A 23,832-nucleotide genomic window follows, 5' to 3' on the forward strand; every position below is an offset into this window, starting at 1 on the left:
ACGGGGGAGGGGTGGATAGCCGGCGGACTGAGGACAGCTCGGCGACCGCGCGGCCGTCCGGAGCGCTCGAGCGGGCCCGAAGCCGACCAGACCGCTTCGGAACCACTTTGACCTCGCCCGCTAGAGTTCCCGGCAATGAAGGTATTCGGATCGAGCGGGACCCGCGGCGTCGCCAACGAGGAACTGACGCCGGCGTTCGTGCTCCGGGTCGCCAAAGCGGCGGGGACCGCCTGGGGGGTCGACCGGGTCGCAGTCGCTCGAGACACCCGATACACGGGTCGAATGCTGGCCGACGCGGCCACAAGCGGGCTGGCGAGCACGGGGACGGACGTCGACCGCCTCGGAATCGTCCCCACGCCCGGCGCGCAGTTCTACGCCGAGCGTGAGGGAGTGCCGACCATCGTCATCACGGCCTCGCACAACCCGCCCCAGTACAACGGCGTCAAACTCGTGGGTGCCGACGGGGTCGAACTCGCGGTGTCCGATCTCGAGGAGATTGAACAGACCCTGCTGGGAGAGACGTTCTCGGTGGCGGCCTGGAGCGAGACGGGCCGGGTTCGCGAGGTCGACGGCGTGCGCGAGGACTACGTCGACGAACTTCTGGCGAACGTCGACCGCGAGAAGATCGCTGACGCCGGGCTGACAGTCGCACTCGATCCCGGCCACGGCGCCGGCTCGCTCACGAGCCCCGACTTCTTCCGGACGCTCGGCTGTCGCGTTGTCACGGTCAACGCCCAGCCCGACGGCCGCTTCCCCGGTCGGGACCCGGAACCAGTCAGCCAGAACCTCACCGACCTGGGTCGACTCGTCCGCGCGACCGACGCGGATCTCGGGATCGCCCACGACGGGGACGCCGACCGGGCCATCTTCTTCGACGAGACCGGTACCTACGTCGAGGGCGACGCCACCCTGGCTGCCCTCGCCGCCGCGGAACTCGAGCCAGACGACGTCACCGTCTCCGCGGTCAACGTCTCTCAGCGGCTGGTCGATGTGGCCAACGAGATCGGCGCCGACGTCGAGTTGACGCCAATCGGCTCGACGAACATCATCACCCGGATCGAGGAACTCGAGTTGAACGACCGCCACGTCCCGATCGCGGGCGAGGGCAACGGCGGGATCTTCTTCCCCGACTTCCGGCTCGCTAGGGACGGCGGCTACACCGCCGCCCGGTTCCTCGAACTCGTCGCCGACCGCCCGGTGAGCGAGATCGTCGCGCCCTACGACGGCTACGCGAACGTTCGCCGGAACGTCGCCTACGAGTCGACTGCTGAGCGCGACGCGATGCTCGACGCGGCGGCCAACCAGGCCCAGTCGTCCGACGCCGAACTCAACACGCGCGACGGCTACCGGCTGGATTATGGAGACGCCTGGGTGCTCGCCCGGCCCTCGGGGACCGAGCCGCTCGTCCGGATTTACGCCGAGGCACGCGAGCGAGAGCGGGCCGAGGCGCTCGTCACCGGGATGCACGAGGCGCTGGTCGAGGCGAAAGAGCGCGCCTGATCGGTTTTTCCTTCGGGACGCTCGAGTTGCCGCATCCGTGTACGCTCGAGAACGACGCATTCGTGTACGCTCGAGCCCGAACGGGTCGTATGCGCGAGTTACTCGAGGCCGTGGCCGCGGGGGAGTGTTCGCCCGCTGAGGCCGAGGCCAAGCTCAATGGGTACGTCACGGAAGAGGCGGGCCGCTTCGACGCCGCTAGAGACACCCGACGGGGGATCCCCGAGGCGATCCTTGCGGAGGGAAAGACGCCGGAACAGGTCGCGAGCCTGGCGACGACCGCCCTCGAGACCACGGGGCGGGCGCTCGTGACCCGACTCGAGGACACTCACTTCGCCGCGCTTGAGGAACGCCTGGAGGAAACCGTCCCGGATGCCGCGGTCGACCGTCGGGGAGCGACCCTCCTCGCGACCGCGGCGGACCACGACCGGCCGGCCCTCGAGGCGACCGTGGCCATCGTCACCGCGGGCACGGTCGACGGCCCGGTCGCCGACGAAGCCGCCCTGATCTGTGTCGACGCCGGCCTCGCGGTCGACCGGATCGACGACGTGGGCGTCGCCGCACTCACCCGACTGATAGACCAGGTCGAGCGACTACGCGCGGCCGACGTGGCGATTGTCGCGGCCGGCCGCGAGGGGGCACTCCCGACCGTCGTTGCAGGCCTCATCGACACTCCCGTAATCGGCGTGCCGGTCTCGAGCGGTTACGGCCACGGCGGCGACGGCGAGGCCGCCCTGGCGGGGATGCTCCAGTCGTGTACCGTCCTCTCAGTCGTGAACGTCGACGCCGGCTTCGTCGCCGGCGCTCAGGCGACGCTGATCGCTCGAGCGATCGACGGCGCCCGAACCAGCGGGTCGTAAGTCGCAGTAACGAAAGATAACATTTCTTTCTGTAAAAACTTGGCAGCGTTTGGCAAAGGCTATTTATCGATCGGGCACTAATTCGAGATGCCGGCATCGTCCCGGCATACCATGCCAACGTGTACCCACTGCGGCGCGCACGTCTCCGAGCGCTTCGCACGCGTCTTCGCCGACGAAGACGGGAAGATCCACGCGTGTATCAGCTGTTCGGCCAACGCTGGGATCGCGGAAGCGGCGAGAGAGCGCGCCACCAGTTCCTGAGCGGCAAGCCCAGACGAACACCGGCGGACCCCACGCCGTAGCGAGGCTTTTTGATATCGCCCACCTTACTGATCGGCGAGTTCGATGACCGAGCGACATACGGTGTACGTCCTCGAGTGCTCTGACGGCAGCCTCTACACCGGCTACACGACCGACCTCGAGCGACGCGTCGACGAGCACAACGCGGGAACGGGCGCGAAGTACACCCGCGGTCGCGGCCCCGTCGAGGTCGTCCACGTGGAACGCTACACCTCGAAGTCGACCGCGATGAGCAGGGAGTACGAAATCAAGCAGTTCGCCCGCTCGCGAAAGGAGCGGTTGGTCGGCCTCGAGGGTGAACAAGTCGAGTAGGGTGAGTATATCGAGTAAAGCGAGTAGGGCAAATAGGGCGAGAACGGCGTCGAAAAGCAATCCGTTTCTGACCGAACGACTGGTTTCCGTCCTGGACGCTCCGGTGTGCGTGTACAGAATTTCCGTCGAAAACCGTTAACTCACTCGCCAGGGTACAAACAATGGTGTCTGGTAACAGTCAACACGATTCCAGACGCCAGTTACCGCTCGAACCACACGAGCGAGAGGGGGACCATGGCAACAGAAACACACGCACACGACGACACGAGGAGCGACATCGAGGAGACGCTCGGCATCGTTCCGGGCTTTCTCGATACGCTCCCGGAGGAGGCCCTCGACAACGAGTGGCCCACCATGAAGCGTTTCCTCTTCGGCGAGACGGCACTCGACCCGAAGACGCGCGAACTGGTCGGCCTCGCGGTGGCGGCCGCCATCGGCTGTGAGTACTGCCGGCACTTCCACCGGGGGGTGGCACAGCTTCACGGCGCGACCGAGGCAGAACTCGCGGAACTGTCGTTCCTCGCGAGTTACACGCCGCGATACAGCGCGATGATCCAGGCACAGGACTACGATCTCGAGACCTTCTACGGGGAGGCCGAGCAAATCGCCGCCCACGTCCAGGAAGGGGCGGCTGGCGACGACTGACGGAGGCGACTGACGGCAACGAACAAACACACATGGCAACAGCACACAAACTCGACTGCGAATCGGCGGCAAACGACTGCCGATTCGTCGTCCAGTCCGAAGACGAGGGAGAAGCGATCGAACTGGCGAAAAATCACATGAAAGAGGTCCACGGGAAGGACTACACGGACGAGGAACTGCAGACCGAATACTTGCAATCGGTCTGAGTGCCGCCCGGCGATTCGGTTTTTTGATCAGTCGCTGGTACTCGAGCCCGAACTCGACTCTGCACCTGCACCCGAACCCGAACTCGAGTCCGACGCCCGTGGCGTCGTCACCTCGGGTGAGATGAACGCGTACTCAACCAGCAACCGGCCGAGTTTCTCGACGCGCTCTTCGAGGTCGGGGTCGACGAACGCCCGGCCGTCGATGGCGTCCGGGTCGGCTTCGAACTGACTGGACGCGTTCCGGATGCCGACCTGGTGTGGGAGGACCCAGCCGTGAACGCCCCGGACGGTGATCCGGAGGTGGTCCAGGGTCGACCCGTAGGTTCCGCCGCCGGCGGTCGCCAGCAGGCCGACGGTGGTGTCCTCGTACTCGTCCCAGCCGCAGTAGTCGTGGAAGTTCTTCAGGGCCCCGGAGTACGATCCGTGGTAGACGGGGGTCCCGAGGACGACCGCGTCTGCGTCGCGGACGATCCGCTTCGCGGCGGCCCCGTCTCCCTGGCCGTCGATATCGGGGTCGTAGACGGGGAGGTCGTACTCGCGGAGGTCGAGCAGCGTCGTTTCAGCGCCGGCGTCGGCCGCCGCCTGGAGGACGTACTGGAGGGCCGTCCGAGTCGTACTTTCCTCGCGGAGACTCCCCGAGACGGCGACGACGTGTGGAGCGGCATCCATACGCGCTCTACCGGGCCGCGCGGTAAAACGGCCTCGATACAGCCAGTTGTTACTTCTTCCGGCCGTGTCTCGGATCGATCGCGGTTCGAACGCGTCCTGGAATGACCGTGGTTCGACGGTGTCTCAAAACGACTGCGGTTCGATGCTCGAGCCCGTCAGTCCTGGACTACCCGGACACCGCGGCGTCACCGTCGCCCTCGTGTGCGTGCGTCGGTTTTTTCGACCAGGGCGACGACGGTCCGCGTATGGCTCCGGAGACGGAAACGGACGCGACGGCGGCTGACGACAGGGCAGCGATTTCCTTCGGCACCGACGGCTGGCGAGCCACGCTCGAGGAGTTCACCTCACCGCGCGTGCGGATGGTCGCCCAGGCCATCGCGACGACGCTCCGCGAGGAGGGGAAGACGGCGCCGGTCGTCGTCGGATACGACGCCCGCGAGACCTCCCGCGGGTTCGCCGAGGAGGTCAGCCGCGTCCTGTGTGCCAACGGTTTCGACGTCCTGTTGAGCGACCGCGACCGGCCGACGCCGCTGTGTGCCCACGCGGTCGTCGACCGGAACCTCTCGGCGGCGGTCGTGATCACGGCCTCGCATAACCCGCCGTCGTACAACGGCATCAAGTTCATTCCCGACGACGGCGCTCCGGCGCTCCCCCCGGTTATGGACGCCATCGCGGACTCGCTCGCCGTCCCCGATCCACTGCTCGAGGCGGAACACGGTTCGGTTCGCGAGGTCGACTTCGTCGACGCACATGCCGAGGCCTGTCTCGAGGTCGTTCGCTCGGTCACCGGAGGTCTCGACCCCGAAGACGCACTCGAGGGACTGCCCATCGCCTACGACGCGATGCACGGCAGCGGCCGGGGGACGACCGACGCCCTCCTCGAGCGCGTCGGAGCGAGCGTCGAGCGCCTTCGGTGTACTCGCGACCCCGAGTTCGGCGGTGGCTCGCCGGAACCCTCAGCGGAGAACCTCGAGGAACTGGTCGAAGCGGTCGCGAACGGCGAGTCGGCACTCGGGATCGCCAACGACGGCGACGCCGACCGCGTGGCGGTCGTTACGCCCGACCGCGGCCTCCTCGACGAGAACCTCTTCTTCGCCGCGCTCTACGACTTCCTGCTCGAGTCGAACGACGGGCCGGCGATTCGGACGGTGTCGACGACCTTCCTGATCGACCGGATCGCCGAGGCCCACGGCGAGTCGGTCCATGAGGTGCCCGTCGGCTTCAAGTGGGTCGCCGAGGCGATGGCCGATCACGACGCCTTCGTCGGCGGCGAGGAGTCGGGCGGGTTCACCGTCCGCGGCCACGTCCGCGAGAAAGACGGTGTGCTGATGGGCCTGCTCGCGGCCGTCGTGCATGCTGCGGAACCGATCGACGACCGAGTCGACCGCCTGCTCGAGACCCACGGCGACGTCACCCAAGGAAAGATCAGCGTCGCCTGTCCCGACGACGAGAAGGCCGCCGTTCTGGCGGCGCTCGAGGACGAAATCCCCGACGCGGTCGCGGGGACGCCGGTCGTGACCGTCAACACGGCCGACGGGTTCAAACTGACCCTCGAGGACGGCTCCTGGGTACTCGTCCGCCCGAGCGGGACCGAACCGGTCCTGCGCGTCTACGCCGAGGCCGAGCGCGACGAGCGCGTCCAAGATCTGCTCGAGGCAGGTGAGGAGTTGCTCGAGCCGCTCGTCTGAAGCGGTGCGCGAACGTCCTCTCTCCTTCGGTAATCGTTCTCTTCCCCCGGTAACCGTCCCCTTACGACGCGATTCGGGGCCAAGGTTTTTGCGACCAGTCGTGGCCCGTAGCCCATGGCCGACACGACGACCTACAAGGACGAACTCACGAGAGAGGAAGTAGCTGACCGGCTGCAGGAACTCGCCCGAGAAATCCGAAGCGGTGGCGACGCCAACATCTCCGTCGGGAATAAGGTGGTGACGCTCTCGCCGGACGCCCAGGTCACCTACGACCTCGAGGTTGAGGAGCGTTCCCCGATGCTCGGCGGCCGCCGCGAAGAGATCGATCTGACGCTGGCCTGGGGCGTAAAGAAGGAAAAGGAGTGAGCGTCTCGAGCCCGGGGTTGCTCTCGCCGGGCCGACGATTATCCCTCGAGAACCCGTTCATCCGCTATGGCGAAACACGACACCGAAGACGCGGCCTACATGGAGTTGACGCCAGATAGCTGGCACCAGCACGACGGCGTCTACGCGATCGACTGCCCGGAGTGTGGATCGATGGCGTCGCTCTCGAACGTCATCGAGCACAACCGGTGTAACGGGTTCCTCGCTCGCCACTCCGAGGGCGATTCGGAGGGGACGGACTGTACGGCGAAGCTGTGGTTCGAACTGGGCTACACCGAGGAACCACCGTCCTCGGACGAGAGCGCGACCGAGTCGACCGCGACCACGACGGCGGAGGACGACGACGTCGAGGACAAGCACGACAGTCCGGCGGGCACCGACGGGACGGTCGACGAGTCCCAGCGCGGGTGAGCGACGAGCCGTCGTCGCTGGAGGGGCCAGGGCTCTCCTCGAGTTATCCGAAACGGTCGGTCGTCTCGGGCCAGATAGACCGACCTCTTGTCCCGAGTGACCTCTACCGCACCATTCGCGCACCGTTCGCGCTCAATTCACGCTGGGTTCGCCCTCACTCGCCTCGAGCCAACCGCGTCCCGATCTTTTCGGGAAGCCCCGCCTCGGCCACGGCCTGCTGGACGCGCTCGACGTCGTAGGCGACGCGACGCGTTTCTACCTCGAGCGCGTCGAGGTCCAGGACGGCGTACGCTGCCCGGGGGTCGCCGTCGCGCGGCTGACCGACGCTACCCGGATTCACGACCACGCCCTCGGCGTAGCGTTCGACGTGCTGGACGTGGGTGTGACCGAGCACCAGCACCGACTCGTCCTCGAGCAACCGCGGCGAGAAGTCTCGCGGGTAGGTGTACCGGTCGGGATCCGCAGGGTGGCCGTGGACGATTTTCACCTGGTCGTCGAACGCTAGGCGCTCGTCGGGCAACGAGGCGAGCCACTCCCGCTGGTCGTCGGTCAGGCGTTCGCGGGCGAGTTCGACGCCCGCCGCGGCCATCGCGTTGAACCGAAACGTCGTCTCTCGGGCGACCGCCCGGTCGTGGTTCCCCATCACCGTCGGCACCTTGAGGTCCCGCAGCCGGTCGACGCACTCGGCCGGCCAGGGATTGTAGCCCACGACGTCGCCCGCACAGACCAGCGCGTCGACGTCGGGGAGGTCCGCGAGGACGGCCTCGAGCGCCGGGAGGTTCCCGTGCACATCAGAGCAAAGTCCAATCCGCATAGCTGTCACTATTGACGTGAGATACATGTATGTGCGGGCGAGCGAACGTTCTGGACGAAACCAGCCACAACGGTTATGTCGCGGGTGTCAATGGCCAGAACAGTAATGAGCGGGGCCCGTGACCCTTCGTGTAACGTCGACTCGACGCCACCATGGAACCGAGTATCCCCGAATCGATCGAGGCACCGTCGAACGTGCTCCTCGTTCACGAAACGAACCAGCCAGTAGACGCCTGCCACGACCTCTGTCAGTCGTGTTCGGAGGTCGCCGAGTTGCGCGTCTCGTTCGCCGGGGCCCAGACGGACTGTCGGCCGACGGCCAGCGACGGTCCGGCAAAACTCGGCATCATCTCCGTGGGCGACGTCCTACGAGCAGCCGAGGCTACCACGGGGCCGGATTACTCCGCCCCGTTCGTCGTCGATGCGATCGACGACCCGACCGATCTGTCGGCCCTCGGCGTCACGATCAGCGAATTCTGCGAGCAGTGGTGCGAGCAGTACCACGTCCGGATCTGCTTTCACTCCCTGGACATGCTCCTGCGCTACGCCCCGCCGAAGCAGGTGTTTCACTTCGTCTACGTCCTCACCGAACGACTCTCGAGCGTCGACGCGATCGCTCACTTCCACCTCGACCCGACGGCACACGAGGACCGCATCGTCGCGACGTTCGGTTCGATTTTCGACGAGGTGGTCGTCGACGAGAGCGTCCAGGACGACCTGCCGGAAGCGACCGACGAGGACGTTGCGGCGTTGCTGTCGAACTGGGACAACGATGACGCGGACGAAGAGGACGATGACGAGTACGAGACCTGGCCGACGGTCAACCCGGCCGACTTCGACGAAGCGACCGACGACGACGTCGCTCGCGTGCTCGAGAACTGATTTTTCCTATCCGGTTCGTCGCTCGAAGCAACACTCGAGCGGCGACTACGTCGTCTCGAGGCGCCCTAGACGAACGCGCCGCCGGTAATCGACAGCAACACGATTAGTAGCGCTCCGGGGACCCCGCCGAGGGCGACGATCACGAGGACGATCGGGGTGATGGTAATCTCGAAGACGAACAGCCACTGCACGGCCAGGAGGACGAGCAACCCGGCAACCGCGTTGGCGAAGAGCGGCCGAACGGTGTCGATGAGTCGCGACGCGCCGAAGACGAACGCGAGAGCGACGACGAGGATTAGGATCTCGAGGCCGGTGACCATGTCGGCTGACACACCGCCGGAGGTGAAAAGCGCGTCCATTCACAAACGAAAGCCTTTACGCACCACGCCCAGAAGTACGGACACGGGACCGTGGGTTAGCCTGGTATACTTCGGGCCTTGGGTGCCCGTGACCCCGGTTCAAATCCGGGCGGTCCCACTTCTGTCGTCGCGAGCAATCCCGCGAGCGACGCCAACGTGAAAAGCCGGATTTGAACTAGGGAGGAACTCCGCTCCGACCGTGGTTCACAATCCGGGCGGTCCCACCTCTTAATTTGGATCGAGTCATCACACTCCCACTTTCACCTCCACCAGCGTCGGCCCTCAACCGACCGGGGCGGTATTGGTGGCCCTTTCCGTCAAACTCGTGGCGCCCAGCGAGCCCAGCGGATGCTTCGCCAGGCTAACCCGGAGATGACCTCGAAGTTGTACTCTCTACCACTAGCACTTATAGCGCGAGATGTCGTGTTATATATTACCATGGGCGACGGACTTGAGTCAGCGTTCGCAGATGCAATACTCAGCGTATGTCGGACGGCAGTCGGGGATGAATTACGAAGTATCACGTATTTCACCGAGGATCAGGTTGAGCAAATCTACCTCCGGTCTGATCTCGATCGGACGGCTGATCTCATTGGGTTCGCCGAGTTGGAACGGAACGGCTTTCGAGCGGACGAGCTATACCGAGATACGCAGTTGGGTGAGTACCAAGCTACTGTTCGAATGTTCGAATACGGGTATCTGACACGCGTTATTCACGACCGCTATGGTGCCTGGGTGACGACTGACTCAATGTCGATGGATCGGTTCGAAGAACTCACCACTGCTCTCAAATCGGTCCTGGTAACGCATACGGGTGACACTACTGAGGAGTGAGTGACCCTCCTTATTTGGTCTCGTCGCGAACAAACCCGCGAACGACGCGGCGTAATGAGTCCGAATTTGAAGGAAGGAGAACGTCCGACCCGGCCGTAATTCCTGATGGGTGGTCCTGTCCTCAACCCGCTAGTGCGAGTTCTCCCTTCACCGGACTACAACGCAATCGATCGTGGACTGATGCGACGATCATCACCAGGTGGCGCCCCCTGTGCAACTCCTGTGCCGAGGACGAGTCGCGTCACTCCGTTAGCTCGTCCTCGAGCGAGAGCCACCAGAGGTGCCACCGCTCCTCCACGTACAGGTGCTCGAGCGTTCCATCCTCGACCATGGCCGATAGCTGTTCGTGCATCTCCTCGACCGAAGTCGAGTACTGGCCGGCCAGGTACTGCGTGTTGACGACGGGCACGGGTGCGGCTCGGATCGAATCGACAATCGCCTGTGGGGTGACCGGGCTGTCGTCGCTGTCGCCGGAATCTGAACCCCCGTCCGCCCGCGGTCGAGAATCAGTTTCGACTGGCATAGACGGGGTACTCCCGCGAGCGTGTTGAACCCTTCACCCAGCCACGCAGTGCCGTTCACTGCCCGCGCCATCACGTTCCGCAGACGAGTCACCTGGCGTGAACGTCATCGCAAGGGCGAGTAGGGATTATCAGTGCGACGGTGGTACGACGAGTGCCATGACGGCAGTCAAAGTTATCCGCGTGATGGGTACGTCAGAGGAGTCGTGGGAAGAAGCCGCTCGAGAAGCGTTTCGCGAGGCGAGTCAGACGGTCGACGACATCTCCGGTATCAACGTCGAAAACTGGACGGCCAACGTCGAGGACGGCGAAATCGTGGAGTACAAGGCGACGACGGAGATCGCGTTCCCGGTCGAGCACTCGTAGTCGCACTCGAGGGGTGCGTCGTCCGCCGACGCCTCGAGGCGGGACGGCCGGTTGACGACCAGTCGGCTCGAACGCCGATGGGAGCCGAGCGACCGGCCATCGCGACGCGACACGTTTTTCTCACCGCCACCGCCTCTTCGATACTATGTTCCGTTCTGGTGCGTTCGTCGCCGAGCACGTTTCGCCGGCGATCGACGAACAGGTACAGCCCAACGGCGTGGACCTCACCGTCGACGTCGTCTTCGACCAGCTCGAGCCGGGCCGGATCACCCGTGACGACAAGGAGATCGGTGATCGGGTCGCCCGCCCCCTCGAGGAACTCGAGCGCAAGGACCCAGATAAGTACTACCTACCGGTCGGTTCCTACATCGTCCGATATGGTGAGCGGATTCGGATCCCGGAGGGACATGTCGGGTTCGTTTACCCGCGCTCGTCGCTCATGCGAAACTCGTGTATGCTCAACACGGCCGTCTGGGACGCGGGCTACGAGGGTCGCGGCGAGGGGCTCTTGCAGGTCCACCACGACGTCGAACTCGAGCGCGGGGCGCGGATCGCCCAGCTCGTCTTCGCGCAGGCCGATCACGCCGAGACGTACGACGGGAGCTACCAGGGGGAACATCTCTGATTCTGGGCGTTCTCGGTACCAGTCGCTGAGTTCCCCAACACACGAGCCGATTTCGCGCGCACGCTGCTACCGTTTCCTGGTCGTCATTCCGAGCGCGTTTCTCGACATCGCCACCGGCCGACTCATCGCTCGAACTGCTTCGTCGGCGGCCGAGCGAACGCGCCCCTGTGCCCGGTGGAGCGGCACCACGGCTCGTTTTCCGGCCTCGGCGGCGACGTCCCAGCTCACTCGCTCGACGAACTCGCCGCGCGAGCGCGCCCACCGGCTCGGGTGCGCGAGGACGTACAGCCGCGGACAGACACCCGACTCGAGCAGGTCGATGAGGTCCTCGGTAGTGTCGATGCGGCCCATAGTCGAGTCGACGACGCCCCAGTGGCGACCGGTATCCGAGACGTACGTCGGCTTCCGCGGATCCGTGTCGTCCGTTTCGATCGAGCCGTAGGCGGTCCCGTTGAGGCCGTACCGTTCGGGTGGCCGCGCGTCGTCCCACATGTCGGTGTTGAGATGGGGCGAGAGCGGACTGCCGTGAGAACACGCCGTCGTCACGTCGACGTGGGCGCGAAATTGCTCGAGGTTTCGCTCGAACTCCTCGTAGGCGAGCTCCCGATTTCCCCTCGCTCGTGCGAGGTCCTCGTAGTGGTAGCCGACCTCGTGGCCAAGGTCGACGAGGGTTCGCGCGAACTCGGGACTGAACGTCGACGTACGGAGGTAGTAGGTCGCCTCGATGCCGTGTTCGGACTCGAGGTGAGCCATCGAGCGCGCGATTCTCGGCCGCCGGTCGACGTCGTGGCGAACGATTGCGTACCGTTCAGGGACCGTCTCTGTCTCGAGAAACGACGCTACGGAGTACGTCTCGTACCCCCGTTCGTTCAGGGTTTGGGGCAGTCGTTCGTACGCATCGAACGTGAAGTCTCGAACGACGAACTGTCCGTCTCCAATGAGGCTCATGTTCCGGCGATACTTTCTTCCCAGTGATAATTATCGACACGCTACTCTATCGTCAGGTGAGCGTATGGTCTCCGTTCCGGGCGAACGAGCGGGTCGACGGTGGCCGCCCTTTTTACGCACCGACCCCTTCCGTCCGAGCATGATGGCCACGACGCACGTCTTCGTCGGACTCGCCCTCGTGGCCCCTGCGGCCGTCGCCGTCCCGGAACTCGCGACGCCGCTCGCTCTCGGCGCAGTCGTCGGCGGCCTCCTCCCGGACGTCGACCTCGTGTTGACCCACCGGAAAACGTTTCACTTCCCCGTCTTCGGACTCCTCGCCGCCGGTTTGGCCGTCGGACTCGCGGCGGTCGCGCCTTCCGCGATGACGGCGGGTATCGCTGCCTGCGTCGTCAGCGCCTGGGTCCACGCCGCCAGCGACGCCCTGGGTGGGGGTCCGGAGATGGACCCCTGGCGGAATCCGAGCGACCGCGCCGTCTACGACCACGTTCGAGGGGCGTGGATCCGGCCGCGACGGCTGATCCGGTACGACGGCGCACCGGAGGACGCCCTCCTCGCAACGGTGCTGGCCGTTCCCGCGCTCGTCGCCTTCTCGGGGCCGGTTCGGTGGCTGATCGCCGCCGGCGTCGGTGTCTCCCTGGCGTACGCGCTCTTCAGACGGCGGCTGGTCGAGTGGGTCCCGGACTGGATCGAGTGACTGTTCTCGACGCCGACGAGTCGCAACGCTGATACGCTCGGTCGCCGACCGAGCGAACATGCTCGTGGACATCGCCTCCCGGATCGCCCACCTGCTGTTCGCCGCAATCTGGGCCGGGAGCGTCTTCTACGTCGCGTTCGTGGTGTTGCCGCTGGCCCGAGACGGCGCGTTCAACACGACGAAGCCCCTCGAGGGAATTACGACCCGACTCACCACGATTTCGCGCGTGAGCGCGGTCGCACTCTTGCTCACTGGCGGGCACCTCGCCGGGACCGGCTACTCGTTCGACGGCGTCGGCAAACCGAGCCTGTTCTCCTCGCCGAACGGGCGGCTCGTCGTGCTCATGGTCGTCTGCTGGCTGCTCCTCGCCGCGCTGGTCGAGATCGGTTCGAAGCGTCTCGAATCGGGGCTCAACGGCAAGAAGCTCCGCGAACCGGCTCAGCGTGCGCTCCCGCTGTTCCGGGCTGGAGCGGTCGTGGGACTGGTCTTGCTCGTCATCGGCGGTGTCATCACCTCGGGCGCTGTCTACGTCCTGTAGCGCCGTCTGCTGCCGTCTATCCCCGATACGGCTCCTTTTGAAAATGTCAATGCCATGCATTCTTGCGAAAGATACTTAGTCGGTTACTGTTAGGTAGCTTCATAATGATTAGAGGAAAGGACGTGGCCGTGTCGCTTCTCTTCGTTGGCTCCGCGGCCGCGGCTGGCTATCTCCTTCGATCCGCCGGGAGACGCGATCCCGAGGCCCGGTCGAAGGCCGACGTCGGAGCGCGAATCGTCGATGACGTTCCCCGCAACGCGACCGTCGTCGATAGCTCGAGCCGCCGACTTCGTCGCCTGCCCGGCGTCTCGCGAGCGATTCGTCGCGCGGTCCGTAACGACGCCCGCGAGGAGTGGGAACACGTCACGCTCGAGCGCGACGGTTCCTGGGAAATCGTCGATGCGATTCGGCGCTCGCTTCCGTACTACGACGGGCGCGACGGGGAGTACAACGGCGTCTACGTCAAACACGGCGACCGTGTGATCGTCCTAGACGCGATCGGCTGGGCGCGTATCGAGGGAAAAGAACCGGTCCAGGAACGGTGAGCTAGTTTTCGAAGCGCGCCTGGACGAACGGCTGGACGTCGTCGATGTCGGAGAGACGCGAGTCCGAAATGAGGACTGCCTCGGTCTCCTCGAGCGGAACTGAGAGGCTGATCTCCTTCGTTCGGCCGTACCGCCCCTTCGAGACGACGACGGCGTTGACGATGCCCAGCATGTCGAGTTCGCTGATGAGGTCGGTCACCCGTCGCTGGGTCAAGATGTCGGCGTCGATCTCGTCGCACAGTCGCTTGTAGATGTTGAACACCTCGCCGGTGTTGATGCTGTGGACGCCGTTTTTCTCGAGCGAGATGATCGCGAAGAGGACGAGTTTGCTCTGGGTCGGGAGGGTGCGGACGACCTCGACGACGCGGTCGAGTTCGATCTTGTCTTGGGCCTGGCGGACGTGTTCCTCGACGATGGTTTCGGCCTGGGAGCGCTCGGCGAGTTCGCCCGCGGTCCGGAGCAAGTCGAGCGCGCGTCGGGCGTCGCCGTGTTCCTGGGCGGCGAAGGCCGCACACAGCGGGATGACGTCCGTCGACAGGGCGTCTCCCTTGAACGCGACCTCCGAACGGTGCTGGAGGATGTCCCGGAGCTGGTTGGCGTCGTAGGGCGGGAAGACGATTTCCTCTTCCCCGAGACTGGACTTGACGCGGGGGTCGAGGAAGTCCGTGAACTTCAGGTCGTTCGAGATGCCGATGATCGACACCCGCGAGTTGACGAGTTCGGAGTTCATCCGAGAGAGGTTGTAGAGCGTGTCGTCGCCCGACTTCTCGACCAGCTTGTCGATCTCGTCTAGCATGATGACGACGACGCGTTCGGAGTAGTCGACGGCGTCGAAGAAGACGCTGTAGACCCGGTCGGTCGGCCACCCGGTCATCGGAACCTCCTCGAACTCCTCTCGGTCGGCTTCCAGCGAGGCGATCTCCTCGTTTACGTCCGCGATGGAGTCGAACGACTCGTCCTCGAGGACTGGCGACGCTTCGGCTTCCGTCTCGCTCGAGTTCTCGTTCGTCCAGTCGACGTCGTCTTCGTCCGTCCCGTCGTTCGTCTCCTCGAGGGCCTCTCGAATCGACTCGAGTTCCTCGATTCGCTCGTCGATTCGCGCCTCGTTCTCCTCGATGAACTTGTTGGCGAGCTGGGCGAGCACGCGGTACTGCGTGTCGGTGACCTCGCAGTTGATGTACTCGACGTCACAGGGGACGCTGTACTTCTGGGAGGTGCTCTCGAGTTCCTTGCTGACGAACTTCGCGCTCGCGGTCTTGCCGGTCCCGGTCTTGCCGTAGATCAGGATGTTCGATGGCGTCTCCCCTCGAAGGGCCGCGACGAGAATCGTCGCCATCTTGTTGATCTGGTCGCTTCGATGGGGCAGTTCGTGTGGTGTGTACGACGGTCGCAGCACTTCCTTGTTCTCGAAAATCGGTTCGCCACTGAGCAAATCGTCGAACAGCCCCTGATTCGACTCCTCGCCCTCGGTGGCACTCTCGAGGTCTGCCATGAAGCCAGCCGGCAACTCTCGATCGCCCGAACGGCCCGAATCCGTGGTATCTGATTTTTCGTCTGACATTCGTCGTACGCGTACCCCCTCATTTCGTGTGGAGCGCTCGACCCAAAACGGCCTGTAGATGGCATATATCCCCGATCAAGTGGCGATTTGAGTACAGCGCGTGTTCTCCGGCGTCCAGTTGATGCAAACGAACCAAAGGAATACATCCCTAATAAACGCTTCCCTTCAATCCAGGTGACGTTCCTCGGCGTGGCACTTTCTGTCTCGTCGACCGACACGTGACTAAAATCTCTTCCTGCTCTTTTCGGGCCATACAGGACTATTTGGGCCGGTTTTGTCTCGGCCGGTGCTCCGTGATGTCGAACTCGCTCAATCTCGAGCGACCAGTTCGGATCAATTTTTCGTCCAAATCGATCGCCGATACCCCTTCTTCGCGTGGAACCGACGTTCGGTCCCGGAACGGTCCCTGGTGAGGCCGTTCGACTGGGGCGAATCTCGAGCGGTATCGATCTGACGGGCGACCTTCAGTAGTGCCGAGACACCTGTTCGCGTGCCGCCGGTCGGACCGTTTTTCTCGTTGCCACCTATTGGGGCTTCTATGGAGCTTCTGCACGGCTGGTCGACGGGGGCCGTTCGAACGAACGGCGTCGATCTCCAGTACTATCGCACCGGCGAAGGCGAGCCGATAGTGCTAGCTCACGGCTTCTACGACACCGGCCGCTGCTGGGAACGGCTCGCGGCGGCGCTCGCCGCGGAGGGGAACGAGGTGATCGCGTACGACGCGCGCGGTCACGGTCGATCCGACGCGCCCGAAACCGGGTACGGGATCGAGGACCGCGTGGCCGACCTTCGCGGTCTCGTCGACGAACTCGGCCTCGAGCGGCCGATCTTGCTCGGCCACTCTATGGGCGGCTCGACCGTCGCGTGGACGGCCGCGACCCACCCCGACCTGGCGCGAGCGATCGTCCTCGAGGATCCGGCCGGGATGTACGGTGACCCCGATCTCGGCCCCCAGGAACGGGCCGCCGTCGTCGAGAAACGGTGTGCCGAATGGGCGAGCCAGTCCCTCGAGGAACGAATGGCGGCGTTCGACGATCGCGACGAATCCCTCGCCCGACGCCTCGCCGTTGCTCGCGAGGAGTTTCACCCTCACAGCGCCGAAATCGCGCGGTCCGGGTACCCACTCCTCGAGGACGCGTTCGCGGAGATCACCTGTCCGACGCTGGTGCTGAAGGCCGACGCCGAGACGTCCCGTCGAGTGCGAGACCTCGAGGCAGCGGCGGCCCTGTCGAATGGGCGACTCGTCCACGTTTCCGGCGCCGGACACTGCGTCTTTCGCGACGAGTACGAGGCGGCACTCGCGGAGCTACGGGTGTTTCTCTCTCGGCACGGGTAATTGAGTGCTCGCCGTCCTGTTTCGTCGTTCTGTCTCGCGACCTTGCCTCGCCGTTCTGTCTCGCCACCCAGTCTCGTCGTCCGCCCTCTACATCTACGACCGATCCCTGTCACGGTTCCGACCAAGGGCCGCCTGCGCACCGTCGATCCACCACCGCAGATCCCGGTACTCGGCTGGCCAGCTGGTGAGGAGTTCGTCTCGAGCGGCCTTGAGTTCGTCCGGCGTCCAGAACCGGGCAGCGGCCACCTCGTCGTCGGCTCGCGGCGTTCCGTGGACGTCCGCGACGTCGACTGCGTAGACGAGGTACGTCTTGTGGATCGTTTCGAACTTCGCGAACGTCCGAACGTCGAACAGCACGAGGTCGTTCGGATCGACGGTGAGCGTCGTCTCCTCCGCCAGTTCTCGAGCGCCTGCTTCGTTCGGATCCTCGCCCGCTTCGACCATACCGCCTGGCGTCCCCCACATGTTGCGCTCCGGGAGGTCGACCTTCACGAGCAGGATCGACTCTCCGTTGACGACCGCCACCCGCGAGCAGGGGCTCGGGTTGTAGAAGACGTGCTCTCCGCAGGCGTTACAGCGATGGACCGTCGGTGGGTCGACTGGCGTCAGTCCCCCACCGCAGTAGTGACAGAACGTCGGCGGCTCGTTGCCCATACGAACGCGAATGACGGGGTACGGACAAGAGTGTTTTCTGGACGACGAGTACCTTCACCGAAGGCAGTCGCCTGGAGTGCCGTGCACGGGCGAGAATAATGGAGCGCGCTCGTCTCAACTGTGCATCTGTGGTGCCCGATCACGCGACACGGTGGGTCTTACTGGTCGGTGGTGTGCCCACCGTCGACGTCAGTCGCTTCAGTGTACCGCTCCACGTTCGCGGCCGTCTCCCGCTGGGCGCCGTCGTAGGACGCTCCGAGCGCGATGAGGAAGCCGATGATTGCGGTCACGAGCGCAATCCCGCCGAGGGCGACGACGGCAATCGAGAGCACCGTTCCCGAGAGAGCCTGCGCCGAGGTCAGCAAGGATACGGCCGTCACCACCGCGATCAGTCCGAGTAGCCGACCGAACCGGCCGGTGTCGAATCCGCGACTGGAGTCGCCGTCGCCGACGTCGAAAAGCTCGTTCAGGACGCCGTTGTACTCGTCGCCGGCAGCGACGTTGCCGAGCGAGTGAATCGAGTGTGCGACCCACAATCCGGCGGTGACGTTGAGGAGCGCGACGAACGAAACGAGGCCCACCTGTCCCTCGAGGAATAGGCCGGCCAGGATCGCGTTGACGAACGCGACGACCATGAGTCCGTGAATCGTGACCGAACGGGTGCCGAAGTCCTCGAAAAGCGTGACGTGTGCGAGCTTCATGCTCCCTATTGGGGCCCGAGACGGATGGCGGAAGACCCTTACAGTGACAATTTTGACTCCGGAAGGTGGTCGACCTGTACCGCAGAGACGAGGGTACGAGGATGCCGTCGTCTTCTGCCAGGGTGGGCGCCGCTCGAGACTCGTTCGGATTTTACTTCAATCGAGGTGATCCACCGACGGTGTCCCTCGAGCGGTCGAACGCTCACTCCCTTCACTCAGAAGAATGACGAAGTCAGCGTGCCCGGCGATGTCGGTAGACCGTATTGATTCGGTCCAGACGTCCGCAGGCGTACTGAATCGGTACAAACAGCGTAGGCGTACCGAGTCGCCAGATAGCCATGCATACTATTCCGGATGCGACGTTTTGTCAGTCGGTTACGTACGAAGTTCTATGCAGGAGAATCGATCCGGCGATCCCTTCGAGGCTTCTCGTCGAAACGCAGCGATCGGCTGGCTCGTCGTGGGCCTCCTCGCCGTACTCGCCACCGTTCACGCCCTCGAGTCGTCGTACCGGTGGTTCGTCTTCACCGGACTCGCAATCGTGATCGTCCTCCTGCCTGCCGCCTCGCGCCGGAACCCGTTCGCGATGCCGTCCTGGGAACTGATGGTGCTCGTCGCGATTCCCGTCGTCGACGCGACAGTCCTCGGCGAGACGTTCCTGACGTCGATCGCCACGTACGTCGCCGTCGCTGCCGTCGCGCTCGTGCTCGTCGCCGAGATCGATCGGTTCACGGCGGTTCGGATGACTCGCTCGTTCGCAATCGCACTGGTCGTCCTCACGACGCTCGCGGTCGCTGCGACCTGGAACGTCGTCCTCTGGCTCTCCGACGTGGTGCTCGAGACGTCGTACATTCTCACCGGCCGTTCCGAGGACGCGGCCAACCATGCGATGATGATGGACTTCGTTTACGCCGCGGTCGCCGGACTGCTCGCCGGAGTCCTCTTCAATCGATACCCGGTACAGCCGTCGCCGATGTCTGGCGATGGGGACCCCTCCGGTGCCCCTGACGACCGCTCGGCTCCAGATTGTGGCGAGGAATCCGACAGCACGCCGTCGCTGATTCGAGGTCGATTCGACGTCCCCGAACGGACGATCAGTAGCGTGGCCTGGCTCCTCCAGGCGGCCCTGGTCGTCGTCCTCCTCTACGGTCTCTCCGCACGGGACGTGACGACCATCGCCAACGCGAGCATCGCCCTCGCGATCACCGCCCTCCCGGCGATTCTCGAGCGAAACTACCGCACGCCGCTTGAGCCGGAACTCGTGGTCTGGATCACGGGAGCAGTCTTGCTCCACGCGCTCGGATCGGCGGGGCTCTACGGGCTTCTCGGGCAGTGGGACAGCCTGACCCACGCCCTCTCGGCGTCCATCGTCGCCGGCGCGGGCTACGCCGTCGTTCGAGCGATCGACCTGCACACCGACTCGGTCTACCTGCCCAACCGGATGCTGTTCGTCTTCATCCTCATCTTCGTCCTGGCGTTCGGCGTCGTCTGGGAACTCATGGAGTTCGCCCTCGGCCTGATCGGTCGGTGGTCGGGCTACGAGGTGATCCTCGCCCAGCACGGGATCACCGACACAGTGGGGGACCTGTTCTACGACCTCGTCGGTGCCGTCCTCGTCGCCGCCTGGGGGTGGGTGTACCTCACCGACCTCTCCTCTCGACTCGCCGACCGTCTGGAGTCAGGTGACGCGGGGCGGAAAACGGAAGGCTAATCGGACCGACCGGAATGGCCCGGCTGTCTCGCTCCGACTTATCTGATCGAAGTCGCCACCAGTCGGATTTGTTAACAGTCGAGTGGCAATTTAGTTCATCGTTTCTCGAATAGGCGTATTTCTCCCTCGAAACCGTACGAACGTCCTATGGGTCCCCTCACTGCCAGACGCGAGTTCCTCGCGGGTGCGGCCATCTGTGCGGCGACCGGAATCGCCGGATGTGCATCACCGTCCGCCACCGAATCGCCCGAATCGAGCACGACACTCGACACGACCGCCCAGTTACCGGACGCGATCGGTCTCCAGACGACGGTCGGTGGACTGGACGCGCCGCTCGCCGTCGCGTTCGTCCCCGGCACCGACCAGCGGTACATCGCCGAGCGCGACGGTCGCGTTCTGCGTCACGGGCCGAACGGTTTGCAGGACGAGCTCTTTCTCGACCTCCGCGACACGGTCGAGACAGAGGGAGAGAAAGGGTTGCTCGGGATTGCGCTACACCCGGACTTCCCGGACGACCGTCGGCTGTTCGTCCGGTACAGCGCGCCGCTTCGGGAGGGGATGCCCGAGGACTACAGTCACACGTTCGTCCTGGCCGCGTTCGAGGTGACCGAGGACGGGACGCGAGCGCGACGCGACTCGGAACGATCGATTCTCGAGATTCCGCAACCGAGAGACCTCCACAACGGCGGAGACCTCGCGTTCGGCCCCGACGGGCACCTCTACGTCTCGGTTGGTGACAGCGGCGAATCCCCCGAGGATGTCTGGTACGACGGTCCAGGTGGCGGGAATGGGCAGGACGTGACCGAGAACTTGCTGGGGAGCGTACTGCGTCTCGACGTCGATTCCCGGACGGACGATCAGGGCTACGTCGTCCCGGAAGACAATCCGCTCGTCGGACAAGATGGGCTCGACGAGCACTACGCGTGGGGATTCCGGAACCCCTGGCGCCTGTCGTTCGACGGGGAGGACCTCTACGTCGCGGACGTCGGCCAGAACCGTTTCGAGGAGGTGAACCTCGTCGAGAAGGGGGGCAACTACGGCTGGAACGTCAAAGAGGGGACCCACTGCTACAAAACGGACGACTGTCCGGACCGAACGCCGGATGACGTTCGGGGCGGCGAACCGCTTCGCGATCCCATCGTCGAGTACCCACACGAAGGCGACCCGATCAGCGGTGTCTCGGTCGTCGGCGGCTACGTCTACCGCGGGTCGACGCTGCCAGAACTCGACGGGCGCTACGTCTTCGGCGATTTCATCCCCGAGGGCCGGTTGTTCGTCGCCGGTCTTCCCGACGACGCCGACACTGACGGACTGTGGCCGACCGCCGCCCTCGAGATCGCCGACGCGGAGAAACTCACGCGAGCGCTCTCGTTCGGCCGTGACGAGGACGGCGAGGTATACGTGCTGGGGACGGGATCCGAAGGAGGTGGACTCTTTCGGATCGTCTCGGCCGGGTGATCGGCTCCTGCCGGTTTCTTCGGTTCTCGCCGCCTCGAGCCTCCGTCCGAATCCGCTCGAGGAGAGCGGTCACGCCGTTAACCGCACGCGCATCGACCCGTGGAACGTAGCCCCTGACCGACCGTCGTCTCCGATTTCGACTGGAACGCACTCGAGTCTCGACTGTTGTTTTCTCGTGAGTCGTTCGCCTCCTCGCTTCTCGAGGAGCGTCGTCAGCACGATTCGAGTCCGTATCTCTCAGCCGGGTGGTGTCTCCGATTCCGAAGTGGCAGTGTCGCGGCGCCGACGAACCGCCCACAGGAGCGCAGCACACGACCCGGACGCGAGGACCGGCCACCGATCGATGCTCTGATAGAGGTCCCCAGACGGAACCCGGTACTCGAGAATTGGCCAGAAGACGGCGTAGGACCGGCCCGTCGGGGTGATCAACAGCAGGTCGAGAACGTGGTGTGAAACGACGCCGATGGCCACCAGCGCGACGGCCCATTTGCGCTGCTCCGACGCCACTAGCAGGACGAGAAGGCCGGTTACGAGCGCGGATCCGACGAGGGTGTGCAACGGCTCCCACGAAAACGGGAGTCCGAACACGCCCGCGACGAACCCGTCCGAAACGGCCAGTTCGATTCGGTTCAGATCCGGGCTCGCCGCGCCGGCCATGACGAGCGAGACGTGTGCCGGACGCAGCCGCTCGTATCGAAACGAGAGGAGCGTTCCGACGCTGTACCCGACCAGCAGGTGCGTGAATAGATCAGCCACGATGATCACCGTCGTCCTCAGCGGGTCGGGCAGTTTGCTCGTGTTGCTGATCGCTGTCGGACGGGCAATCGTCGGACGCGCTTGCTCGCTCCGAGGCCCCTCGCGGTACGAACGCGATCGCCGCCGGATCGAGACGCCACTGCCGAATAAGTCGGCCGACGATCCAGAGCCCGCCAACCATCGAAACGCCGTACAGGTAGCCGGCATCGGCGGGTTCACGCGTTACCGCTCGCTCGACCACGAGGGTGGACTCGTCCTCGAGGTATCCGAACGCGTTCACGCGGTCGTTCACCTCGAGCGGCTCGTCAGCGTCCAGGATCCGCTCGTCGACGTCGACGAGCGTGAAGCGACCGTGACCGCTGGCGAGCGTCGCGACGACGACGGGGTCGGTTTCGACGACGAAGCCGCCAATGACGACCTGCTCGCCGACGTAGGCCGCCCGGTCTTGCCGCACGTCCATCTGGTCGGGGGACTCACTTTCCAGGAGTTCGTCAGATGTCGTACCCGCTACGAGCAAACAGCCGACCAGGAGGGCGAGGAGAACGAACCCGGCGAGAGCGCGAGCGAGCTGGCCGTGTGGCTCTGCCATGGTACCCGTTTCGTCTGAGCGTCGATAAGTGTCTTCCTTCCGTCCCTCTCAGCGCTTTTCGCAGGACTCGCGACGAGGGGTGAACGGTGGAACGAAACGAGAGGACGGTGGAAACGACGTAACCCCGTTGAAAATACGAACTGACCAGAACGGCCCAGCGCTATCGATGTGAACCGACCGTATTCCGCCGGGGAGTGAACTTGGTGCGAACGCCATCTCTCGGAACCGAGCGACGCTGATCGGGCACTCCGTACCGGTTCGTCTGCATTCTTGAAATTGGATGCTGCCATAATATTTAAATAATATACGTAAGATCGGTACAGTATGGATAGGTATCCATCACCTGATATGAACGAGCGGGTCGGCGTGTTAGACAGACGGTTCGAGGCGCTTCTCATCGATGGGATTCTCGTGGCGGTGATCGTCGGAATCCTCGGCTACGTCGCCGGAACGGTATTTCTCGACGGGCCGCTCGGTGGCTTCGGCGGCCTCCTGGTCTCCTTACAGTTCGGCGCCCCGGTCGCACTGGTGCTCTATCAAACCTCGTTCGAGGGGTACTTCGGACAGACGGTCGGCAAGCGCGCTCGGGGCATCGTCGTCGTCAGAAAAGACGGCACGCGGTGTACGTGGATGTCGGCGATACTGCGAAACCTTCTGCGAATTATCGACGTCCTGCCAGTGTTTTACGTCGTCGGCGTGATTTCGGCGTACGCGACGGGCGACCACCAGCGTATCGGCGATCTCGCAGCCAAGACAGTCGTTGTCGGGGCCGATTAACCGCGAGTATCGACGTGATCGCGTGTCGAACGTCGTCTGCCTCAACCGAGTGTCGAGAGCCACCTTTGGTGATTACTTCCTTCTCGACGCAGAACGGAGTTTGCATCCACTCCTCCCTAACGGGCGAGATTCTCGAGCGTCGAGTGAGATGACTCTCGAACCGTGGATGACGTTCAGGTAGCGACCTCCGTA

At 64.4% G+C, this 23,832-nt stretch carries 29 protein-coding genes, 1 tRNA gene and 1 pseudogene; 21 read left to right on the top strand and 10 right to left on the bottom strand.

What is annotated here, in order from left to right; translation table 11 throughout:
* Window positions 1–135 precede the first annotated feature (135 nt).
* The 6 genes from glmM to NGM29_RS03980 all read left to right on the top strand — a co-directional run bounded on the left by glmM (window position 136) and on the right by NGM29_RS03980 (window position 3,820).
* Window positions 136–1,500, top strand: coding sequence for a phosphoglucosamine mutase (gene glmM / locus NGM29_RS03955; protein WP_254159102.1), 1,365 nt, complete (start codon window positions 136–138; stop codon window positions 1,498–1,500).
* Window positions 1,501–1,589: 89 nt separating this feature from the next.
* Entirely contained in the window at window positions 1,590–2,357 is a 768-nt protein-coding gene (gene larB, locus NGM29_RS03960) for a nickel pincer cofactor biosynthesis protein LarB (protein WP_254159103.1), read from the top strand.
* 111 nt (window positions 2,358–2,468) lie between these two features.
* On the top strand, window positions 2,469–2,618 hold the full coding sequence (locus NGM29_RS03965) for a DUF7563 family protein (protein ID WP_253431981.1): 150 nt from the start codon (window positions 2,469–2,471) through the stop codon (window positions 2,616–2,618).
* A gap of 84 nt (window positions 2,619–2,702) precedes the next feature.
* On the top strand, window positions 2,703–2,969 hold the full coding sequence (locus tag NGM29_RS03970; protein ID WP_254159104.1) for a GIY-YIG nuclease family protein: 267 nt from the start codon (window positions 2,703–2,705) through the stop codon (window positions 2,967–2,969).
* 234 nt (window positions 2,970–3,203) lie between these two features.
* Window positions 3,204–3,614 carry a carboxymuconolactone decarboxylase family protein gene (locus NGM29_RS03975; protein ID WP_254159105.1) on the top strand — a complete coding sequence of 137 codons (411 nt, stop codon included), beginning with the start codon at window positions 3,204–3,206 and terminating at the stop codon, window positions 3,612–3,614.
* 32 nt (window positions 3,615–3,646) lie between these two features.
* Window positions 3,647–3,820, top strand: coding sequence for a DUF1059 domain-containing protein (locus NGM29_RS03980; protein WP_254159106.1), 174 nt, complete (start codon window positions 3,647–3,649; stop codon window positions 3,818–3,820).
* Between the two features lie 27 nt (window positions 3,821–3,847).
* Here the strand turns inward: NGM29_RS03980 and NGM29_RS03985 are convergent, their stop codons facing one another.
* Window positions 3,848–4,489 carry an NADPH-dependent FMN reductase gene (locus NGM29_RS03985; RefSeq protein WP_254159107.1) on the bottom strand — a complete coding sequence of 214 codons (642 nt, stop codon included), beginning with the start codon at window positions 4,487–4,489 and terminating at the stop codon, window positions 3,848–3,850.
* A 245-nt stretch (window positions 4,490–4,734) separates the two neighbouring features.
* Here NGM29_RS03985 and NGM29_RS03990 point away from each other — a divergent pair, with 245 nt between their 5' ends.
* The 3 genes from NGM29_RS03990 (at window position 4,735) to NGM29_RS04000 (ending at window position 6,972) form a co-directional block, all read left to right on the top strand.
* Window positions 4,735–6,177, top strand: coding sequence for a phosphoglucomutase/phosphomannomutase family protein (locus NGM29_RS03990; protein ID WP_254159109.1), 1,443 nt, complete (start codon window positions 4,735–4,737; stop codon window positions 6,175–6,177).
* 114 nt (window positions 6,178–6,291) lie between these two features.
* Entirely contained in the window at window positions 6,292–6,543 is a 252-nt protein-coding gene (locus tag NGM29_RS03995) for an amphi-Trp domain-containing protein (RefSeq protein ID WP_254159110.1), read from the top strand.
* A gap of 66 nt (window positions 6,544–6,609) precedes the next feature.
* Window positions 6,610–6,972, top strand: a complete 363-nt coding sequence (locus NGM29_RS04000) for a hypothetical protein (protein WP_254159111.1) — start codon at window positions 6,610–6,612, stop codon at window positions 6,970–6,972.
* Between the two features lie 154 nt (window positions 6,973–7,126).
* On the opposite strand, the gene NGM29_RS04005 is transcribed toward NGM29_RS04000, so the two are convergent.
* Window positions 7,127–7,786 (bottom strand): metallophosphoesterase family protein, encoded by a 660-nt coding sequence (locus NGM29_RS04005; RefSeq protein WP_254159112.1) that lies wholly within the window; start codon window positions 7,784–7,786, stop codon window positions 7,127–7,129.
* 152 nt (window positions 7,787–7,938) lie between these two features.
* On the opposite strand from NGM29_RS04005, the gene NGM29_RS04010 reads away from it, so the two are divergent.
* Window positions 7,939–8,667: a DUF7504 family protein gene (locus tag NGM29_RS04010; protein ID WP_254159113.1), complete on the top strand. Its 729-nt coding sequence runs from the start codon at window positions 7,939–7,941 to the stop codon at window positions 8,665–8,667.
* Between the two features lie 65 nt (window positions 8,668–8,732).
* Here the strand turns inward: NGM29_RS04010 and NGM29_RS04015 are convergent, their stop codons facing one another.
* Window positions 8,733–8,987 carry a pro-sigmaK processing inhibitor BofA family protein gene (locus tag NGM29_RS04015; protein ID WP_254159114.1) on the bottom strand — a complete coding sequence of 85 codons (255 nt, stop codon included), beginning with the start codon at window positions 8,985–8,987 and terminating at the stop codon, window positions 8,733–8,735.
* 84 nt (window positions 8,988–9,071) lie between these two features.
* Here NGM29_RS04015 and NGM29_RS04020 point away from each other — a divergent pair.
* Together NGM29_RS04020 and NGM29_RS04025 are read left to right on the top strand one after the other, a co-directional pair.
* A tRNA-Pro gene (locus tag NGM29_RS04020) sits at window positions 9,072–9,144 on the top strand.
* 320 nt (window positions 9,145–9,464) lie between these two features.
* The gene (locus tag NGM29_RS04025; protein ID WP_254159115.1) at window positions 9,465–9,860 is read left to right on the top strand and encodes a DUF7522 family protein; all 396 of its coding nucleotides are present in this window, start codon (window positions 9,465–9,467) and stop codon (window positions 9,858–9,860) included.
* 241 nt (window positions 9,861–10,101) lie between these two features.
* Here the strand turns inward: NGM29_RS04025 and NGM29_RS04030 are convergent, their stop codons facing one another.
* Window positions 10,102–10,383, bottom strand: coding sequence for a hypothetical protein (locus NGM29_RS04030; protein ID WP_254159116.1), 282 nt, complete (start codon window positions 10,381–10,383; stop codon window positions 10,102–10,104).
* A 157-nt stretch (window positions 10,384–10,540) separates the two neighbouring features.
* On the opposite strand from NGM29_RS04030, the gene NGM29_RS04035 reads away from it, so the two are divergent.
* Window positions 10,541–10,747 carry a dodecin family protein gene (locus NGM29_RS04035; RefSeq protein ID WP_254159118.1) on the top strand — a complete coding sequence of 69 codons (207 nt, stop codon included), beginning with the start codon at window positions 10,541–10,543 and terminating at the stop codon, window positions 10,745–10,747.
* A gap of 85 nt (window positions 10,748–10,832) precedes the next feature.
* A pseudogene (locus NGM29_RS04040) lies at window positions 10,833–11,372 on the top strand (deoxyuridine 5'-triphosphate nucleotidohydrolase); the annotation flags it as partial.
* Window positions 11,373–11,438: 66 nt separating this feature from the next.
* Here NGM29_RS04040 and NGM29_RS04045 read toward each other — a convergent pair.
* Window positions 11,439–12,320 (bottom strand): polysaccharide deacetylase family protein, encoded by an 882-nt coding sequence (locus NGM29_RS04045; protein WP_254159120.1) that lies wholly within the window; start codon window positions 12,318–12,320, stop codon window positions 11,439–11,441.
* A gap of 142 nt (window positions 12,321–12,462) precedes the next feature.
* On the opposite strand from NGM29_RS04045, the gene NGM29_RS04050 reads away from it, so the two are divergent.
* From NGM29_RS04050 to NGM29_RS04060, 3 genes are all read left to right on the top strand, one after another.
* Window positions 12,463–13,014, top strand: coding sequence for a metal-dependent hydrolase (locus NGM29_RS04050; protein WP_254160400.1), 552 nt, complete (start codon window positions 12,463–12,465; stop codon window positions 13,012–13,014).
* Window positions 13,015–13,072: 58 nt separating this feature from the next.
* Window positions 13,073–13,552: a CopD family protein gene (locus NGM29_RS04055; RefSeq protein ID WP_254159121.1), complete on the top strand. Its 480-nt coding sequence runs from the start codon at window positions 13,073–13,075 to the stop codon at window positions 13,550–13,552.
* Window positions 13,553–13,656: 104 nt separating this feature from the next.
* Window positions 13,657–14,097, top strand: coding sequence for a hypothetical protein (locus NGM29_RS04060; RefSeq protein WP_254159122.1), 441 nt, complete (start codon window positions 13,657–13,659; stop codon window positions 14,095–14,097).
* A gap of 1 nt (window position 14,098) precedes the next feature.
* Here the strand turns inward: NGM29_RS04060 and NGM29_RS04065 are convergent, their stop codons facing one another.
* Window positions 14,099–15,658: a Cdc6/Cdc18 family protein gene (locus NGM29_RS04065; RefSeq protein ID WP_254159123.1), complete on the bottom strand. Its 1,560-nt coding sequence runs from the start codon at window positions 15,656–15,658 to the stop codon at window positions 14,099–14,101.
* Window positions 15,659–16,196: 538 nt separating this feature from the next.
* Between NGM29_RS04065 and NGM29_RS04070 the strand changes: the two genes are divergently transcribed.
* On the top strand, window positions 16,197–16,994 hold the full coding sequence (locus tag NGM29_RS04070) for an alpha/beta fold hydrolase (protein ID WP_254159124.1): 798 nt from the start codon (window positions 16,197–16,199) through the stop codon (window positions 16,992–16,994).
* Window positions 16,995–17,087: 93 nt separating this feature from the next.
* Here NGM29_RS04070 and NGM29_RS04075 read toward each other — a convergent pair whose 3' ends face one another.
* Together NGM29_RS04075 and NGM29_RS04080 are read right to left on the bottom strand one after the other, a co-directional pair.
* Entirely contained in the window at window positions 17,088–17,648 is a 561-nt protein-coding gene (locus NGM29_RS04075; protein ID WP_254159125.1) for an NUDIX domain-containing protein, read from the bottom strand.
* 158 nt (window positions 17,649–17,806) lie between these two features.
* Window positions 17,807–18,349 (bottom strand): hypothetical protein, encoded by a 543-nt coding sequence (locus NGM29_RS04080; RefSeq protein WP_254159127.1) that lies wholly within the window; start codon window positions 18,347–18,349, stop codon window positions 17,807–17,809.
* 391 nt (window positions 18,350–18,740) lie between these two features.
* On the opposite strand from NGM29_RS04080, the gene NGM29_RS04085 reads away from it, so the two are divergent.
* Window positions 18,741–20,060 (top strand): DUF2238 domain-containing protein, encoded by a 1,320-nt coding sequence (locus NGM29_RS04085; protein ID WP_254159128.1) that lies wholly within the window; start codon window positions 18,741–18,743, stop codon window positions 20,058–20,060.
* A gap of 147 nt (window positions 20,061–20,207) precedes the next feature.
* Window positions 20,208–21,518 carry a PQQ-dependent sugar dehydrogenase gene (locus NGM29_RS04090; protein ID WP_254159129.1) on the top strand — a complete coding sequence of 437 codons (1,311 nt, stop codon included), beginning with the start codon at window positions 20,208–20,210 and terminating at the stop codon, window positions 21,516–21,518.
* Between the two features lie 237 nt (window positions 21,519–21,755).
* Here the strand turns inward: NGM29_RS04090 and NGM29_RS04095 are convergent, their stop codons facing one another.
* Window positions 21,756–22,274 carry a metal-dependent hydrolase gene (locus tag NGM29_RS04095; RefSeq protein WP_254159130.1) on the bottom strand — a complete coding sequence of 173 codons (519 nt, stop codon included), beginning with the start codon at window positions 22,272–22,274 and terminating at the stop codon, window positions 21,756–21,758.
* Window positions 22,267–22,863 carry an OB-like fold-containing membrane protein gene (locus NGM29_RS04100; RefSeq protein ID WP_254159131.1) on the bottom strand — a complete coding sequence of 199 codons (597 nt, stop codon included), beginning with the start codon at window positions 22,861–22,863 and terminating at the stop codon, window positions 22,267–22,269. The genes NGM29_RS04095 and NGM29_RS04100 overlap by 8 nt, the downstream gene beginning before the upstream one ends.
* Window positions 22,864–23,187: 324 nt before the next feature.
* Here NGM29_RS04100 and NGM29_RS04105 point away from each other — a divergent pair, with 324 nt between their 5' ends.
* Window positions 23,188–23,640: an RDD family protein gene (locus tag NGM29_RS04105; protein ID WP_254159132.1), complete on the top strand. Its 453-nt coding sequence runs from the start codon at window positions 23,188–23,190 to the stop codon at window positions 23,638–23,640.
* The last annotated feature ends 192 nt before the right edge of the window (window positions 23,641–23,832 follow it).

The sequence above is a fragment of the Natronosalvus rutilus genome (genome assembly GCF_024204665.1).
Lineage (GTDB): Archaea > Halobacteriota > Halobacteria > Halobacteriales > Natrialbaceae > Natronosalvus > Natronosalvus rutilus.